The 14,028-nt window shown below is 70.2% G+C and carries 12 protein-coding genes; 6 read left to right on the forward strand and 6 right to left on the reverse strand.

Translation table 11 applies throughout. The features are described 5' to 3' along the window. Window positions 1–96 precede the first annotated feature (96 nt). Window positions 97–1,134 carry a histidine kinase gene (locus AB7I40_RS00005; protein WP_428345372.1) on the forward strand — a complete coding sequence of 346 codons (1,038 nt, stop codon included), beginning with the start codon at window positions 97–99 and terminating at the stop codon, window positions 1,132–1,134. Beyond that, window positions 1,086–1,727 carry a LuxR C-terminal-related transcriptional regulator gene (locus AB7I40_RS00010; protein ID WP_428345373.1) on the forward strand — a complete coding sequence of 214 codons (642 nt, stop codon included), beginning with the start codon at window positions 1,086–1,088 and terminating at the stop codon, window positions 1,725–1,727. The genes AB7I40_RS00005 and AB7I40_RS00010 overlap by 49 nt, the downstream gene beginning before the upstream one ends. A gap of 6 nt (window positions 1,728–1,733) precedes the next feature. Here the strand turns inward: AB7I40_RS00010 and ptsP are convergent, their stop codons facing one another. Continuing rightward, window positions 1,734–3,425: a phosphoenolpyruvate--protein phosphotransferase gene (ptsP, locus tag AB7I40_RS00015; protein ID WP_428345374.1), complete on the reverse strand. Its 1,692-nt coding sequence runs from the start codon at window positions 3,423–3,425 to the stop codon at window positions 1,734–1,736. Between the two features lie 94 nt (window positions 3,426–3,519). On the opposite strand from ptsP, the gene AB7I40_RS00020 reads away from it, so the two are divergent. The 4 genes from AB7I40_RS00020 to AB7I40_RS00035 are packed head-to-tail and all read left to right on the forward strand — an operon-like array spanning window position 3,520 to window position 7,650. Next, window positions 3,520–4,302 (forward strand): DeoR/GlpR family DNA-binding transcription regulator, encoded by a 783-nt coding sequence (locus AB7I40_RS00020; protein WP_428345375.1) that lies wholly within the window; start codon window positions 3,520–3,522, stop codon window positions 4,300–4,302. Next, on the forward strand, window positions 4,299–5,258 hold the full coding sequence (locus AB7I40_RS00025; RefSeq protein ID WP_428345376.1) for a 1-phosphofructokinase family hexose kinase: 960 nt from the start codon (window positions 4,299–4,301) through the stop codon (window positions 5,256–5,258). The genes AB7I40_RS00020 and AB7I40_RS00025 overlap by 4 nt, the downstream gene beginning before the upstream one ends. Window position 5,259: 1 nt before the next feature. Next, on the forward strand, window positions 5,260–7,362 hold the full coding sequence (locus tag AB7I40_RS00030; protein WP_428345377.1) for a PTS fructose transporter subunit IIABC: 2,103 nt from the start codon (window positions 5,260–5,262) through the stop codon (window positions 7,360–7,362). Between the two features lie 30 nt (window positions 7,363–7,392). Next, window positions 7,393–7,650 carry an HPr family phosphocarrier protein gene (locus AB7I40_RS00035; protein WP_428345378.1) on the forward strand — a complete coding sequence of 86 codons (258 nt, stop codon included), beginning with the start codon at window positions 7,393–7,395 and terminating at the stop codon, window positions 7,648–7,650. A gap of 42 nt (window positions 7,651–7,692) precedes the next feature. Here the strand turns inward: AB7I40_RS00035 and AB7I40_RS00040 are convergent, their stop codons facing one another. From AB7I40_RS00040 to infB, 5 genes are all read right to left on the reverse strand, one after another. Then, window positions 7,693–8,667 carry a hypothetical protein gene (locus tag AB7I40_RS00040; protein ID WP_428345379.1) on the reverse strand — a complete coding sequence of 325 codons (975 nt, stop codon included), beginning with the start codon at window positions 8,665–8,667 and terminating at the stop codon, window positions 7,693–7,695. Then, entirely contained in the window at window positions 8,660–9,598 is a 939-nt protein-coding gene (locus AB7I40_RS00045) for a bifunctional riboflavin kinase/FAD synthetase (RefSeq protein ID WP_428345380.1), read from the reverse strand. The genes AB7I40_RS00040 and AB7I40_RS00045 overlap by 8 nt, the downstream gene beginning before the upstream one ends. 76 nt (window positions 9,599–9,674) lie before the next feature. After that, window positions 9,675–10,553 carry a tRNA pseudouridine(55) synthase TruB gene (truB, locus tag AB7I40_RS00050; RefSeq protein WP_428345381.1) on the reverse strand — a complete coding sequence of 293 codons (879 nt, stop codon included), beginning with the start codon at window positions 10,551–10,553 and terminating at the stop codon, window positions 9,675–9,677. Then, complete coding sequence (rbfA, locus tag AB7I40_RS00055) at window positions 10,550–10,996, reverse strand: 30S ribosome-binding factor RbfA (protein WP_428345382.1); 447 nt, start codon at window positions 10,994–10,996, stop codon at window positions 10,550–10,552. The genes truB and rbfA overlap by 4 nt, the downstream gene beginning before the upstream one ends. 108 nt (window positions 10,997–11,104) lie before the next feature. Continuing rightward, window positions 11,105–13,999 carry a translation initiation factor IF-2 gene (gene infB, locus AB7I40_RS00060; RefSeq protein ID WP_428345383.1) on the reverse strand — a complete coding sequence of 965 codons (2,895 nt, stop codon included), beginning with the start codon at window positions 13,997–13,999 and terminating at the stop codon, window positions 11,105–11,107. Window positions 14,000–14,028: the final 29 nt, after the last annotated feature.

Genomic DNA, 14,028 nt, shown 5'->3' on the forward strand with positions numbered 1-14,028 from the left:
GCGACGGGCGCTGCCCTCGTCAGGGGCGGCAGGCCCCCGTGTGGGGGTGGACCCAGCACCCCTGTGCCGGGACCGCGCATCAGCGAAGATGGGCCCATGACCCCCAGCAGCGGATCGCGCAGGTTGCTGGTGAGCATCCCGCTGGGTCGCTGGGTGGCCGACCGGCACCGGTCGATGGCCGACGACGTACTCGGCAATCCCCTTCCCTCGCCCTACCGACCCCGCCAGCCCGGCGGTCGTGTCGCCCAGTTGCGGAGCTGGGCGAGCGACCCGATGACGTGGCGGGACCTGGGGTGGACCCTGTTCGCGGTCACGGCCGGCTTCGCGTTGTCGCTGTTGGTGGTGCTGTTGCTGGTCATCGTGGTCACCGGCCTGCTGTGGTGGTACGGGATCGAGCCGATCATGCGGGCCCGGTGCAGCATCGACCGATGGTTCCTGAACCACGGTCACACCGAGAATCTCGAGCAACGTGTGGCGGTCCTGACCGAGAGCAGGGCCGAGAGCCTGGACCATTCGGCTGCCGAGCTAAGGCGGATCGAGCGGGACCTGCACGACGGCGCCCAGGCCCGGCTGGTGGCGCTGAGCATGAGCCTGGGCATGGCTGACGAGATGTTCGCCCACGACCCGGAGCAGGCGCGCAAGATGGTCAGCGAAGCCCGTGCCACCACGGGCGCAGCTCTCGGCGACCTGCGCGACGTGGTCCGCGGGATCCACCCTCCGGTGCTGGCCGACCGGGGCCTATCCGGCGCCGTCCAGGCCCTCGCACTCGACATGGGGCTCCCGGTAGCGGTGACCGCACAGCTGGAAGGTCGACCGCCGGCACCGGTCGAGTCAGCGGTCTACTTCGCCGTGGCCGAGTGCCTGGCCAACGTCGGCAAGCATGCCGCTGCGCGGCACGCGTGGGTCGAGCTGTCCCACGGGGCCGGTCGGCTCGTCGCCGTGGTCGGGGACGACGGAGACGGGGGCGCCGACCCCGCTCGCGGGACCGGGATGACGGGGGTGATGAGGCGCTTGTCGGCGTTCGACGGCACGATGTCTGTGAGCAGCCCCGACCGGGGCCCGACCATCGTGACGCTGGAGGTGCCGTGCGCCTTGTCCTCGCCGAAGACCACGCCCTCCTCCGGGACGGCCTGATCCGGCTGCTCGAGGCCCACGACTTCACGATCGTGGCAGCGGTGGACAATGCCGCCGACCTGGAGGCCGCGTTGGGTGACCCGACCCTCGACGCCGCAGTCGTCGACGTCCGCCTGCCACCGACCTTCACCGACGAGGGGCTGCGCGCCGCCATCGCCGCCCGGGCGCGCCGGCCCGGGTTCCCGGTCATGGTGCTCTCGCAGTACGTCGAACGCCTCTATGCCCGCGAGCTGCTGGCCAGCGGCCAGGGCGCCATCGGCTACCTGCTCAAGGACCGGATCGCCGACGTCGGTGAGTTCGTCGACGGCGTACGGCGCGTGGGTGCTGGTGGCACCGTCCTGGACCCCGAGGTGATCGCGACGATCATGGCCCGCCAGCAGGAGGCGCCGGTCGAGCGGCTGACGCCACGCGAGCGCGAGGTGCTGGCGCTGATGGCCGAAGGACGCTCGAACGCGGCCATCGCAGCAGCGCTGTTCATCACCGAGAAGGCCGTCGCCAAGCACACGAACAACATCTTCACCAAGCTCGACCTGCCGATCGCCCTCGACGACAACCGCCGGGTCCTGGCCGTGCTGGCCTGGCTCCAGGTCTGAGCGCCCTCAGAGGCCCAGCACGGCCCGCACTCCTGCGCGCCCGGCCATGGGGTCGGCCGCGGACAGGGCGGCCTCCGCGGCGTCCTCACAGGCGTCCATGCCGACCAGGGACAACTGCGCTCCCACAGGCTTGACGGCCTTCGCCGCCATCGACAGCGAGGTGATCCCCATCCCGACCAGAGCACACGCCAGCAACGGGTCGGCAGCGGCTTCACCGCAGATGCCCACCGGCTTGCCGGCCTGCTTGCCGGCCTCGGCGGTGATGGCGATGAGCTGCAGCACCGCAGGCTGCCAGGGATCCGTCAGGTGGGCCAGATCGGTGGCCATCCGGTCGGCGGCCATCGTGTACTGGGTCAGGTCGTTGGTGCCGATGGACAGGAAGTCGACCACCTCGAGCATCCGGTGGGCGAGCAGCGCGGCAGAAGGAACCTCGACCATCACCCCCGCCTTGAGGCCTCGGGTGCGGACCTTGGCGGCGAAGTCGGCAGCCTCGGCGACCGTGGCGACCATCGGCGCCATCACCCACGTCTCGGTGCCGGTGCGTTCTGCGGCCAGCGCGATCGCATCGAGCTGGCGGTCCATGAGACCGGGGTTGTCGAAGGACAACCGCAGGCCACGAACACCCAGCGCCGGGTTCTCCTCCCCGACGTGGGTCGCGAACGCGACCGGCTTGTCGGAACCGGCGTCCAGGGTGCGGATGACGACGTAGCCGACCTCGGAGAAGGCCGAGAGCACCTCGGCGTAGATGTCAGCCTGCTCCTCGACGGTGGGCTCCTCCTTCTGGTCCAGGAAGCACAGCTCGGTGCGGAACAGGCCCACGCCCTGCACCGGTGCGCTGGCGGCCCCGCGCGCCGAGGCGCCGTCGGCGACGTTGGCCAGGATCTTCACCGCGGTCCCGTCAGCGGTCTGGCCGGGGCCGGACCAGCTGGCCGACGCGGCACGCATCTCCTTGTCCGCGGCGACGCGCGTGGCGGCCTCGGCCGGATCGACCCCGGAGGTGATGGTGCCCGCAGTGCCGTCCACCAGGACGTCGAGGCCCACCGGCAGGTCGAGGCACCCGGGAGTGCCCACGACACAGGGGATGCCGAGCTGGCGGGCGATGATCGCTGTGTGGCTCGTGGGTCCGCCGCGCTCGGTGACCAGCGCCAGCACGACGGCAGGGTCGAGCCCGGCGGTGTCGGACGGGGCGAGGTCCTCCGCGACCAGCACCGAGGGCACCTCGGGGAGCTGGACGCCTGGCTCGGGCTCGCCGATGACATGGGCGACGATGCGGCGCTCGATGTCGCGCAGGTCGGTGGCCCGTTCGGCCATGAGGCCGCCCATCTGGGTGAAGATCTCGACGAACTGCTCGACGGCGTCGTGGACACTGGCCACGAGCGAGGAGCCGGTGTTGAGGTGTTTGCGAACGGCACCGCGCAGGCCCTTGTCGCGGGCCAGGCCGGCACTGGCGGTCAGCACCTCGGCCGCCGCACCGACGGCCTTGTCCGCCTTGCGCGTGAAGCCGTCGGCCACGGCACCGGCCGCACCGTCGTACGCCGCGAGGGCCGCTTCGGCGTCAGCGAAGGGGCCGGCGCCGAAGCGCTCGACGGCCTCGGCGGAGACCTCTCCGCGGACGATCAGGGCCGGCCCGAAGGCAACCCCGGTGACGACTGGAGTGCCCTGGAGCACGCCCGAACCGGACTCAGAAGCAGTGACCATGGTCACAAGTTAACCCCACTCTCCCCTTGACAGTCAACACATTCGGGCGTAAAACAACACATACAAAGATTCTTGAGGTGTGCGGATTGGGGAGGTGAGGGCCGTCAGCATGTATGCCGAGGAGCGTCAGCAGGCCATCGCCCAGTTGGTCACCCGTCGAGGCAGGCTATCGGTGAACGAGCTTGCTGACCAGTACGACGTCACCACCGAGACGGTGCGCCGCGACCTCTCCACCCTGGAGCGGATGGGCCTGGTCAGACGGGTGCACGGTGGCGTCGTCCCGGCGGGCACCCTGATCGCGATCGAGGCTGCCCTGGCCGACCGCGACTCGGCCAACACCGCAGAGAAGGACCGGATCGCCGCGGCCGCCATCGCACTCCTGCCGCCGCCGGGCTCGACCGTCGTGCTGGATGCCGGATCGACCACCTCGCGCATCGCCGCCTACCTGCCCCGCGACCACCCGCTCACCATCGTGACCCATGCCGTCCCCGTCGCGGCCAGGCTGGCGATGCTGCCGCAGATCGAGCTGCACCTCCTGCCCGGCCGGGTCCGGTCCAACACCCAGGCCGCCGTCGGTCCCGAGACCGTCCTGGCCCTCGACGGGCTTCGGGCCGACCTCGCCTTCATCGGCACCAACGGGATCTCGGTCGAGCACGGTCTGTCGACCCCCGACCGTGACGAGGCCGCCGCGAAACGGGCGATGGTCGGCTGTGCCCGCCAGGTCGTCGTGCTCGCCGATGCCGACAAGATCATGGTCGAGACCCCCATTCGCTTCGCCACCCTCGCCGAGGTGGACGTACTCGTGACCGACAGCCGGATCGCGGAAGCCGACAAGGACGCGCTGAGTCGCGCCGGAATCGAGGTCGTGGTCGCATGATCGTCACTCTGACCGCCAATCCCAGTCATGACCGGACCGTTCAGCTGAGCGGACCGCTCGTGCGTGGTGCGGTCATCCGCACCCTGTCCGTCACCTCCCAGGCAGGCGGCAAGGGAGTCAACATCTCCCGCGCGGCCGTGTCGGCCGGGCTGCCCTCGATCGCGGTGCTTCCCGCGGCCAAGGACGACCCGTTCGTCATCGAGCTGCTCGCCGCAGGCATCGACTGTCGGCCGGTGCCGAGCACCGGCGACCTCCGCGTCAACATCACCATCACCGAGCCCGACGGCACCACCACCAAGCTCAACAGTCCAGGCACCGAGGTCACGCCCGCTGTCCTGGCCGACCTCGAGGGGGCTCTGCGTCGCCGCGCCGGGGCTGCCGACTGGATCGTCCTGGCCGGATCGCTGCCGCCGGGTGCCCCGGCCGAGTGGTACTCCCACCTGGTCGGCGTCCTGCGCCGCACGTCGGCACGCGTGGCGGTCGACACCAGTGACGCGCCGTTGCGCGAGCTGGTGGCCCGGCTCGCCGTGGCGCCGCCACACCTGATGAAACCCAACGGGGAGGAGCTCGCATCGTTCACCGGTGGCGATCCTGATGTGCTGGAGTCCGATCCCGCCCAGGCCGCCTCGGCCGCCCGCACGCTCGTCGATCAGGGAGTCGAGACGGTCCTGGCCACGTTGGGCAAGCACGGCGCCGTGCTCGTCAACCGTGACGGGGCATGGCACGCCGCGCCGCCTCCGACCACCGTCGTGAGCACGGTGGGGGCTGGCGACAGCAGCCTTTTCGGATACCTTCTGGGGGAAGTCAAGCAACGCGATCCCGCCCAGCGGCTCGCACTGGCCGTGGCCTACGGCAGCGCGGCGGCTGGACTGCCCGGCACCACCATTCCCATCCCGTCGCAGGTCCGGCCCGAGCTGGTCTCGGTTCGCGAGCTCGATCTCACCCAAGGAGGGTGAAATGTCCGATCTCATCACCGCTGAACTCGTCAGCCTCGATGCCGACCTGGGCGCCGACAAGCACGCGGCGATCCGGTCCCTGGCAGCGCTCGTCGCCGGAGCAGGACGCTCCGACAACGTGGACCAGCTGATCGCAGACGCGTTCGCTCGCGAGGAGACGTCAGCCACGGGGCTGCCGGGTGGCATCGCCATCCCCCACTGCCGTACGACGGGGGTGAGCGAGCCGACGCTGGCGTTCGCCCGACTCCAGCCGGAGGTGGACTTCGGAGCCAAGGACGGACCGGCCGACCTGGCCTTCCTGATCGCCGCTCCGGCGGGCGGCGACGCCACCCACCTGCAGCTGCTCACCAAGCTGGCGCGCGCCCTGGTCAAGCCCGCGTTCACCGACTCGCTGCGCGACGCCGAGACCGCTGACGAGGTCGTGTCGCTGGTCATGGCCGTGCTCGAACCCGCCCCTGCCGCGGCGCCCGCCGCGGCAGCGGCTGCTCCCACGTCGCCCACCACGGCCACCTCGACGGAGAAGCCGCCCGCGCACGCAGCGCGGCGTAGCCTGGTCGCGGTCACCGCCTGCCCCACCGGCATCGCCCACACCTACATGGCTGCCGAGGCTCTGGAGGCCGCGGCGTTGCGCGCCGGTGTCGACATCCACGTCGAGACCCAGGGATCGGCCGGCTCCACTCCCCTGGCTCCGGCCACGATCGCCGCAGCCGACGCCGCCATCTTCGCGGTCGACGTCGGCGTGCGCGACCGCGCCCGCTTCGCCGGCAAGCCACTCGTCTCCTCGGGGGTCAAGCGCCCGATCGACGACGCGGACAGCATGATCGCCGAGGCGCTGCGCTACGCCGATGAGCCCAACCCGCCACGCGTCGAGGGCGACGCCTCGGCCGCCGGCGCAGGTGAAGGTGGTGGCGGCGGCGAGACCTGGGGCGGTCGGACCCGCAGGGTCCTCATGACCGGTGTGTCCTACATGATCCCGTTCGTAGCCGCGGGCGGCCTCCTCATCGCCCTGAGCTTCCTGTTGGGCGGCTACGAGATCGTCGGGCCCTACGGAGACATCGCGGTCAACAACACGCTCTTCGATCTTCCCGACACCAAGGCGCTCGGGCTGGAGCACGCGCTGTTCGGATCCGGGTTGATGGCCTACATCGGCGCGCTCTTCTTCATCATCGGCAAGACCGCGTTCATGCTCTTCATCCCCGCGCTGGCCGGTTACATCGCCTACGCGATCGCCGATCGCCCGGGCATCGCCCCCGGCTTCGTCATGGGTGGTCTCGCGGTCAACCTCTTCGGTGTCCAGAGCAGCGGCGACAGCCCCACCGCACTGCCGGCGACCGGCTTCCTCGGGGCCATCGTGGGAGGCGTGCTCGCCGGAGTCATCGCGCACTGGATCACCCAGCGCAAGGTGCCCTCCTGGGCACGGGGCCTGATGCCCGTGCTGGTCATCCCCCTGGTCACCTCCATCGTCGCGGGCATGCTCATGATCGTGGTGTTCGGCAAGCCCATCAGCTGGCTGATGACCCAGTTGAACGACGGCCTCAACTCCATGAGCGGCAGCAGCGCCGTACTCCTCGGGGTCATCCTGGGCCTCATGATGGCCTTCGACATGGGTGGCCCCATCAACAAGGTCGCCTATTCGTTCGCCGCGGCCGGCGTCGGCAGTGCGGCCTCCCTGGCCAGTGACGCACCCCAGCTGAAGATCATGGCTGCCGTGATGCTCGCAGGAATGGTGCCGCCCATCGCGCTCGCCCTGGCGACCGTCGTGCGACCCCAGCTCTTCACGCCCGCCGAACGAGAGAACGGCAAGGCAGGCTGGTTGCTCGGCGCCAGCTTCATCACCGAGGGTGCGATCCCGTTCGCCGCGGCTGACCCGCTGCGCGTGATCCCGGCGATCATGCTCGGCAGCGCGGTCACCGGTGGTCTCTCCCAGGCCCTGGACGTCGGGGTCCGCGCTCCACACGGCGGCATCTTCGTCCTGTTCGCCGTCAGCAACGTGCTGGGCTACCTGATCGCGCTCGCCGCCGGTGTGCTGGTCGGTGCGGTCGGAGTCGTCGCCCTCAAGTCGATCGGTCGCACCGCTGCCGATGTCGACGTCGCCACCGTCTGAATCACCCCACCCCACCAGAAGGAGTTCCACATGCCCACCAAGACCGTTGTCGTCGGCTCGTCCGTCGGACTGCACGCTCGCCCGGCCGCGCTCATCTCGGAGGCCGCCGGCGAGCTCGGGTCCGATGTCTTCATCGGGCTTCCCGGGGACGAGCCGGTGGACGCCAGCTCCTCGCTGATGATCATGACGCTGGGCGCCGGCAATGGCGACACCGTCGAGGTCTCCGGCGAGGACCAGGCCGCGGTGGACGCGATCGCTGCCATGGTCGAGTCCGACCTCGACGCCTGACCCACGACCACCGAGCCGGGCCGTCCGTCGGGGCGGCCCGGCTCAGTCGCGCAGGTGGCGGTAGGCGACCCTGGCGCTGACCACCTGGGCAAGTTCGCGCATGATCGCGGTGAAGAACTGCTTGCGGTACGTCGCGTCGGTGACGGCGTACACGGTGAAGTACAGGCCACTGAACGCGGCGAGGAAGACCGAGACCTTGGCCAGCTCGACGCTGACCAGGTGCGGCCCGAAGGGGTACGACGGCGGCCGCCCGATCCACGCCTCGATGACTGCGTCGTCGATGGCGACCGACCCGAAGACCAGGAAGAACCCGAAGACGGCCAGGGCCAGGAGCAGCACCTGCACGGCCTGGGTGATGAGCAGCACCAGCACCAGGTTGGCCTTCTCGAGGCCCCGTACCTCGGACTGACCGCTGAGGTCGGGGGCGTCGGCGGCGATCGTGACCGCGGCATGTGCCAGCGGCGTCCCCTGGCACAGCTGCACCAGCTCGTCGGCGTCGATCTCGTCGTCGTACTCGTCGAGCTCCTCGGTCAGCCGGACCAGCAGGAAGCCGACCGCTGCGAGACCGAACAGGAGCACCGTGCCCCACAGGACACCGCCGACCAGGTGCGAGGCGACCTGCCAGACCTCGGTGTTGATGAACAGGAAGGTCACGAACAGCAACAGCATCGGCAGCGCGCGAGTGGCCAGGGGGAACAGCAGCCCCAGACTGGCGAACGCCCGGCGCAGTGCCCATCGGGTGATCAGCCAGGCGTCGAGGGCCCGGAGCGCGTAGAGGCCGACCACGACCAGCGCCGTGCCCAGCGCGCTCGTGGCGCCGGCGCTCGGGTCGGACAGAAGGCCGATCAGCACCCCGCCGACGGCGCCGAGGACCGCGGCGGTGCCGAGCACCAGGATAACCCGGCGACGTGCCAGTCGCGCCCGCACGCGATCGCGCAGATGATCGACGAAGTACGGCAGTCCGTGGTCGACGAACCACGACTCCGCCGCCTGCCGGGTCGCGAGCGAATCAGCCACCGAGCAGCGCCCGGGCCCGTTCGACGTCGTCACCCATGGTGGTGATCAGGTCGTCGATGGACTCGAACTTCACCATCCCGCGCAGCCGCTCGACGAACGACACCTCGACCTCGACGCCGTACAGCTCCAGGTCCGTGCGATCCAGGACGTAACTCTCCACCCGGCGCTCGCGCTCGCCGTCGAAGGTCGGATTGGTTCCCACACTGATGGCCGCCGGGAACGTCTCACCGCTGTCGCAGCGCCGGAGCCACCCGGCGTAGACACCGTCTGACGGGGCCGCGGCCATGGCGTTGGTCGGCACGTTGGCCGTGGGGTAGCCCAGCTCGCGACCGCGTTGGTCACCTCGGACCACGATGCCGCGGACGCTGAAGGGCCGTCCCAGCGCCTCGGCGGCGCCTGCCACGTCACCGGTCGCCAGGCAGGTCCGGACATAGGTGGAGGACCACACCTGCGGCCCGCCATCGAGGGCAACCCCGACAGCGACGAAGTCATGGGTCTCCCCGACCTCCGCCAGGGTGCGCACGTCACCGGCGGCGCGGTGACCGAACCGGAAGTTGGCTCCGACAACCACGGCAGACGCGTGCAGGGCATCCACCAGGATGCGTTCGATGAACTCCTCGGGCGTCCAGCTCGCGACGTCCAGATCGAAGGGCAGGACGAGTACGGCGTCCACACCGACGTCGGCCAGCAGGGCGACCCTGGTCTCGATGGAGGTCAGGCTGGTGGGCGCGTGCTCTGGTCTCAGCACGGCCATCGGGTGCGGGTCGAAGGTCACCGCCACCAGTCGGTCGGCGGCCAGCTTCGCGGTCTCCTCTACCGCCCGCCGGATCACCGTCCGGTGGCCGAGATGCACGCCGTCGAAGTTGCCGATCGTCACGACCGTGCGCCCCAGGTCGGCCGGAATCTCGCCGAGCGATCGCCATGTCTGCACGGCCGACAGCCTCCCACACGGCCGAGGTCACCGATGAAATGGCCCTCGACAGCACCCGGGAGCTGCCGCTCCGGGTCTATCCGGTGAAGACGGCGACAGCCCGAGCGTGGTCGGCACGGGGCTCGTAGAGCGCCAGGAACTCACCGTCAGGTGCGAAGACGGCGGTCAGCCCCGCCAGGGCGATCTCCAGTCGACGGCCAACCCGCACGTCACCAGCCTGGGCGTCGTCCAGGTCGAGCACGGGGAAGCTGGCTCGCGCGGCCTCCGCGATGGGGATCATCGTGAAGTCGTTCGCGAGCTCCTCCAAGGTGTGCGACCGCGACAGGTCGAACGAGCCGACCGCGGTGCGCCGGAGTGCGGTGAGATGGCCGCCGACCCCGAGGGCCGCTCCGAGGTCCCGGGCGATCGCACGGATGTAGGTGCCGCTCGAACACCGCACCGAGACGTCGACGTCCGTGGTCGAGCCCCTCGAGACCACTCCGGTCACGTCGAGCGCGTGCACGCGCACCCGGCGGGACGCCAGCTGCACGCTCTCGCCATCGCGCACGCGTTGGTAGGCCCGCTTGCCGTCGACCTTGATCGCGGAGACTGCGGTCGGAACCTGGTCGATATCGCCGACGAACGCTGTCAGAGCTGCACGGATCGCGCGGTCATCGACGTGGGCGGCGTCACTCGTGGAAACCACGTCGCCCTCGGCGTCGTCGGTGGTGGTGGCCACTCCGAGCCGGATCGTCGCGTCGTAGGCCTTCTCGGTGAGCATCAGATGGCCCAGCAGCCGGGTCGCCCGGTTGATGCCCACGACGAGCACCCCGGTCGCCATCGGGTCGAGCGTGCCGGCATGACCCACCTTGCGGGTGCCGGCCAGTCGGCGTACCCGAGCCACCACGTCGTGCGAGGTGATGCCGGTGGGCTTGTCGACGACGACGAGACCGGAGACCGGTCCGGTGGAGGTCACTTCTCGTCGTCGTCCGCTTCGTCGGTGTCCTCGTGCGGCTTCTTGTAGGGGTCGGCCTCCCCGGCGTACGTCGAGCCGCGGGCGGCTGCGACGGCCTCGTCCTGTGCCTTGGCGCGGGCCAGCACCTCGTCCAGGGCGCGGGCGGTCTCCGGCAGCGCGTCGTGGATGAAGGTGAGCGTGGGCGAGATGCGCATGCCGAGCTGCTTGGCGACCTCGGAGCGAAGGACGCCCTTCGCGGACTCGAGGGCGGCAGCGGTCGCGGCCATCTCCTCCTCGCCTCCCAGGACGGTGTAGAACACCGTGGCCTGTTGGTTGTCACCGGTCAGGCGGACGTCGGTGATCGTGACGAACCCCAGTCGCGGGTCCTTGATCCGGCGCTCGAGCATCTCGGCGACGATGACCTGGATGCGGTCAGCGATCTTGCGCACGCGGGGATTGGCCATGTCCTTCACTCCATCTCATTCGCCGACCTGTCGCAGATGTACCTGCGAGAAGCCGGTGACCCGTCGCAGATGCACACGTGGCGTGTACATCTGCGACGGGTCGTTGCATCAGCTGCGCGGGATCTCGCGCATCTCGAAGGACTCCACGACATCGCCGAGCTTGATGTCCTGGAAGTTCTTCAGCACCAGACCACACTCGAAGCCCTCGCGGACCTCGGAGGCATCGTCCTTCTCCCTCTTGAGCGAGGCGAGGTCGAGGTTGTCAGCGACCACCTGACCGTCACGGAGCAGGCGCGCCTTGGCGTTGCGCCGGATCGTGCCGGAGGTGACCATGCAGCCCGCGATGTTGCCGATCTTGGAGGACCGGAAGATGTCGCGGATCTCGGCCTGGCCGAGCACAGCCTCTTCGTACTCGGGCTTGAGCATGCCCTTGAGCGCTGCCTCGATCTCCTCGATCGCCTGGTAGATGACCGAGTAGTAGCGAATCTCGACACCTTCCTTGTCGGCCATCTGGCTCGCCTTGCCCTGGGGCCTGACGTTGAAGCCGATGATGATCGCGTCGGAAGCGGCGGCGAGGTCGACGTTGGTCTCGGTGATCGCACCGACACCGCGGTCGATGACCCGCAGGCTGACCTCGGCCCCGACGTCGATCTGGGCCAGCGAGTCCTCGAGGGCCTCGACCGAACCGGACACGTCGCCCTTGAGGATGAGGTTGAGCTCCTGGCTCTCGCCCTTCTCCATGGAGGCCATGAAGTCCTCGAGGGTACGGCGCACGCGACGCTTGGCCTGCATGGCCGCGCGTTCACGCGACTCCCGCTTCTCAGCGATCTGTCGTGCCATGCGGTCGTCGTCGACGACGATCAGGTTCTGACCCGCTCCCGGGACCGCGGTGAGGCCGAGCACCATCGCGGGACGCGACGGGGTCGCCTCCTCGATGTTCTCGCCGTGCTCGTCGAGCAGCGCCCGGACCCGCCCGTAGGCAGGACCGGCCACGATCGAGTCACCCACGCGCAGCGTGCCGCGCTGGACCAGCACCGTGGCGACCGGGCCGCGACCGCGGTCCAGGTGGGCCTCCACGACCAGACCCTGGGCATCCTGGGTCGGGTTGGCACGCAGGTCGAGCGAGGCATCGGCCGTCAGGATGACCGCCTCGAGCAGCTTGTCCAGGTTGAGCTCGGACTTGGCCGAGACGTCGACGAACATCGCGTCGCCGCCGTACTCCTCGGGCACCAGACCGTATTCGGTCAGCTGACCGCGGACCTTGGTCGGATCGGCGTCGGGCTTGTCGATCTTGTTGACCGCGACCACGATCGGGACCCCGGCAGCCTTGGCGTGGTTGAGCGCCTCGACCGTCTGCGGCATCACGCCATCGTCAGCCGCGACCACGAGGATCGCGATGTCGGTGGCCTGCGCGCCACGGGCACGCATGGCGGTGAACGCCTCGTGACCGGGTGTGTCGATGAAGGTGATCCGACGCTCGGTGCCGTCGACGTCGGTGGCGACCTGGTAGGCACCGATGTGCTGCGTGATGCCACCGGCCTCCTTGTCGACGACGTTGGCGTTGCGCAGGGCATCGAGCAGCTTGGTCTTTCCGTGGTCGACGTGACCCATGACGGTCACGACCGGCGGACGGACGACCAGGTCGCTCTCGTCGCCCTCGTCCTCACCGAACTCGAGGTCGAAGGACTCCAGCAGCTCGCGGTCCTCGTCCTCGGGCGAGACCACCTGGATGATGTAGTTGAGCTCCTCGCCCAACAACTCCAGCGTCTCGTCGTTGACCGACTCGGTTGCGGTCACCATCTCGCCGAGGCTGAAGAGCATCTGCACGAGGGCTGCGGCGTCGACGCCGATCTTCTCGGCGAAGTCGGTCAGCGAGGAACCGCGGGCCAGGCGAATGGTCTCGCCGTCGCCCTTGCGGACGCGGACGCCACCGATCGTCGGCGCCTGCATCTGCTCGAACTCTTGGCGACGAGCGCGCTTCGACTTGCGACCACGACGCGAGGGACCTCCGGGGCGTCCGAAGGCGCCCTGGGTCTGGCCACGACCACCCTGACCGGGACGGCCACCACCGGGACGGCCGCCACCGGGCGGACCGAAGGAGCCGGGGGCTCCGCCACGACCGGGAGCACCGGCACCAGCACCGCCCGGAGCGCCGCCGCGGGCCGGAGCACCGCCACGACCACCGGGAGCCGGACGGCCGGGAGCGCCGCCACGACCGCCGGGACCACCGGGGCCGGGACGGCCTCCGGGACCCGAGCCGAAGGCGGCAGGAGACTTGGGCATCATGGCCGGGTTGGGGCGCGGCATCCCGGGACGGGCGGCACCCGCGGATCCGCCATCGCGACCGGCCGGCGGACGCGGTGCTCGCTGGTCGCCCGGAGTGCCGGGAGCAGCCGGGGCACCCGGTGCGGCCGGGCCGCCGGGAGCAGCAGGGCCGCGGTCGGCGGGAGCCGGTCGACGACCCATGCCCTGGCTGGGCGCGAACGGGTTGTTGCCCGGACGAGGAGCACCGGGACGAGCCGACGGACGCGGGGCCGGTGCGCGCGGCGCCGGAGCAGCCGTCTCGGCCTCCGTGGAGGCAGCCGGGGCGGCCGGGGCCACCGGAGCGACCTCGGGGGCAGCCTCAGGCTCGGGCTTGCGAGGACCTGGCTTGGGGCCGGGCCGAGGGGCCGACGGCGCCTCGAAGCCGGCAGCAGGCGCCGACGAGGCCGGGGCCGGAGCTGCCGGAGCTGGCGCTGGCGTCGCCGGGCTGGCGGACGTTGCCGGCTCGGACGGTACCGCCGGCGCAGGCGCGGCCGGGGCAGGTGCCTCCGGCGCGGGAGCAGTGGCGGCAGCTGCCTTCAGCTTGTCGCCGTACTCCTTCTTGAAGCGCATTTCGACAGGGGGCTCGACCGTCGACGATGCCGACTTGACGAACTCCCCCATCTCCTTGAGCTTTTCGAGAACGAACTTGCTCTCGACGTTGAACTCTTTTGCGAGTTCGTGGACTCGGACCTTAGCCACGCTTCTCCTTCTGGTCCGAGCCCCGGCTC

Source organism: Nocardioides sp. (assembly GCF_050246775.1).
Lineage (GTDB): Bacteria > Actinomycetota > Actinomycetes > Propionibacteriales > Nocardioidaceae > Nocardioides.

Bases quoted from the DNA above. Each gene is read 5' to 3' on its own strand.
- ptsP (WP_428345374.1), bottom strand. From the start codon at position 3,425: ATGGTCACTGCTTCTGAGTCCGGTTCGGGCGTGCTCCAGGGCACTCCA.
- AB7I40_RS00025 (WP_428345376.1), top strand. From the start codon at position 4,299: ATGATCGTCACTCTGACCGCCAATCCCAGTCATGACCGGACCGTTCAG.
- AB7I40_RS00035 (WP_428345378.1), top strand. From the start codon at position 7,393: ATGCCCACCAAGACCGTTGTCGTCGGCTCGTCCGTCGGACTGCACGCT.
- AB7I40_RS00005 (WP_428345372.1), top strand. From the start codon at position 97: ATGACCCCCAGCAGCGGATCGCGCAGGTTGCTGGTGAGCATCCCGCTG.
- rbfA (WP_428345382.1), bottom strand. From the start codon at position 10,996: ATGGCCAATCCCCGCGTGCGCAAGATCGCTGACCGCATCCAGGTCATC.
- AB7I40_RS00030 (WP_428345377.1), top strand. From the start codon at position 5,260: ATGTCCGATCTCATCACCGCTGAACTCGTCAGCCTCGATGCCGACCTG.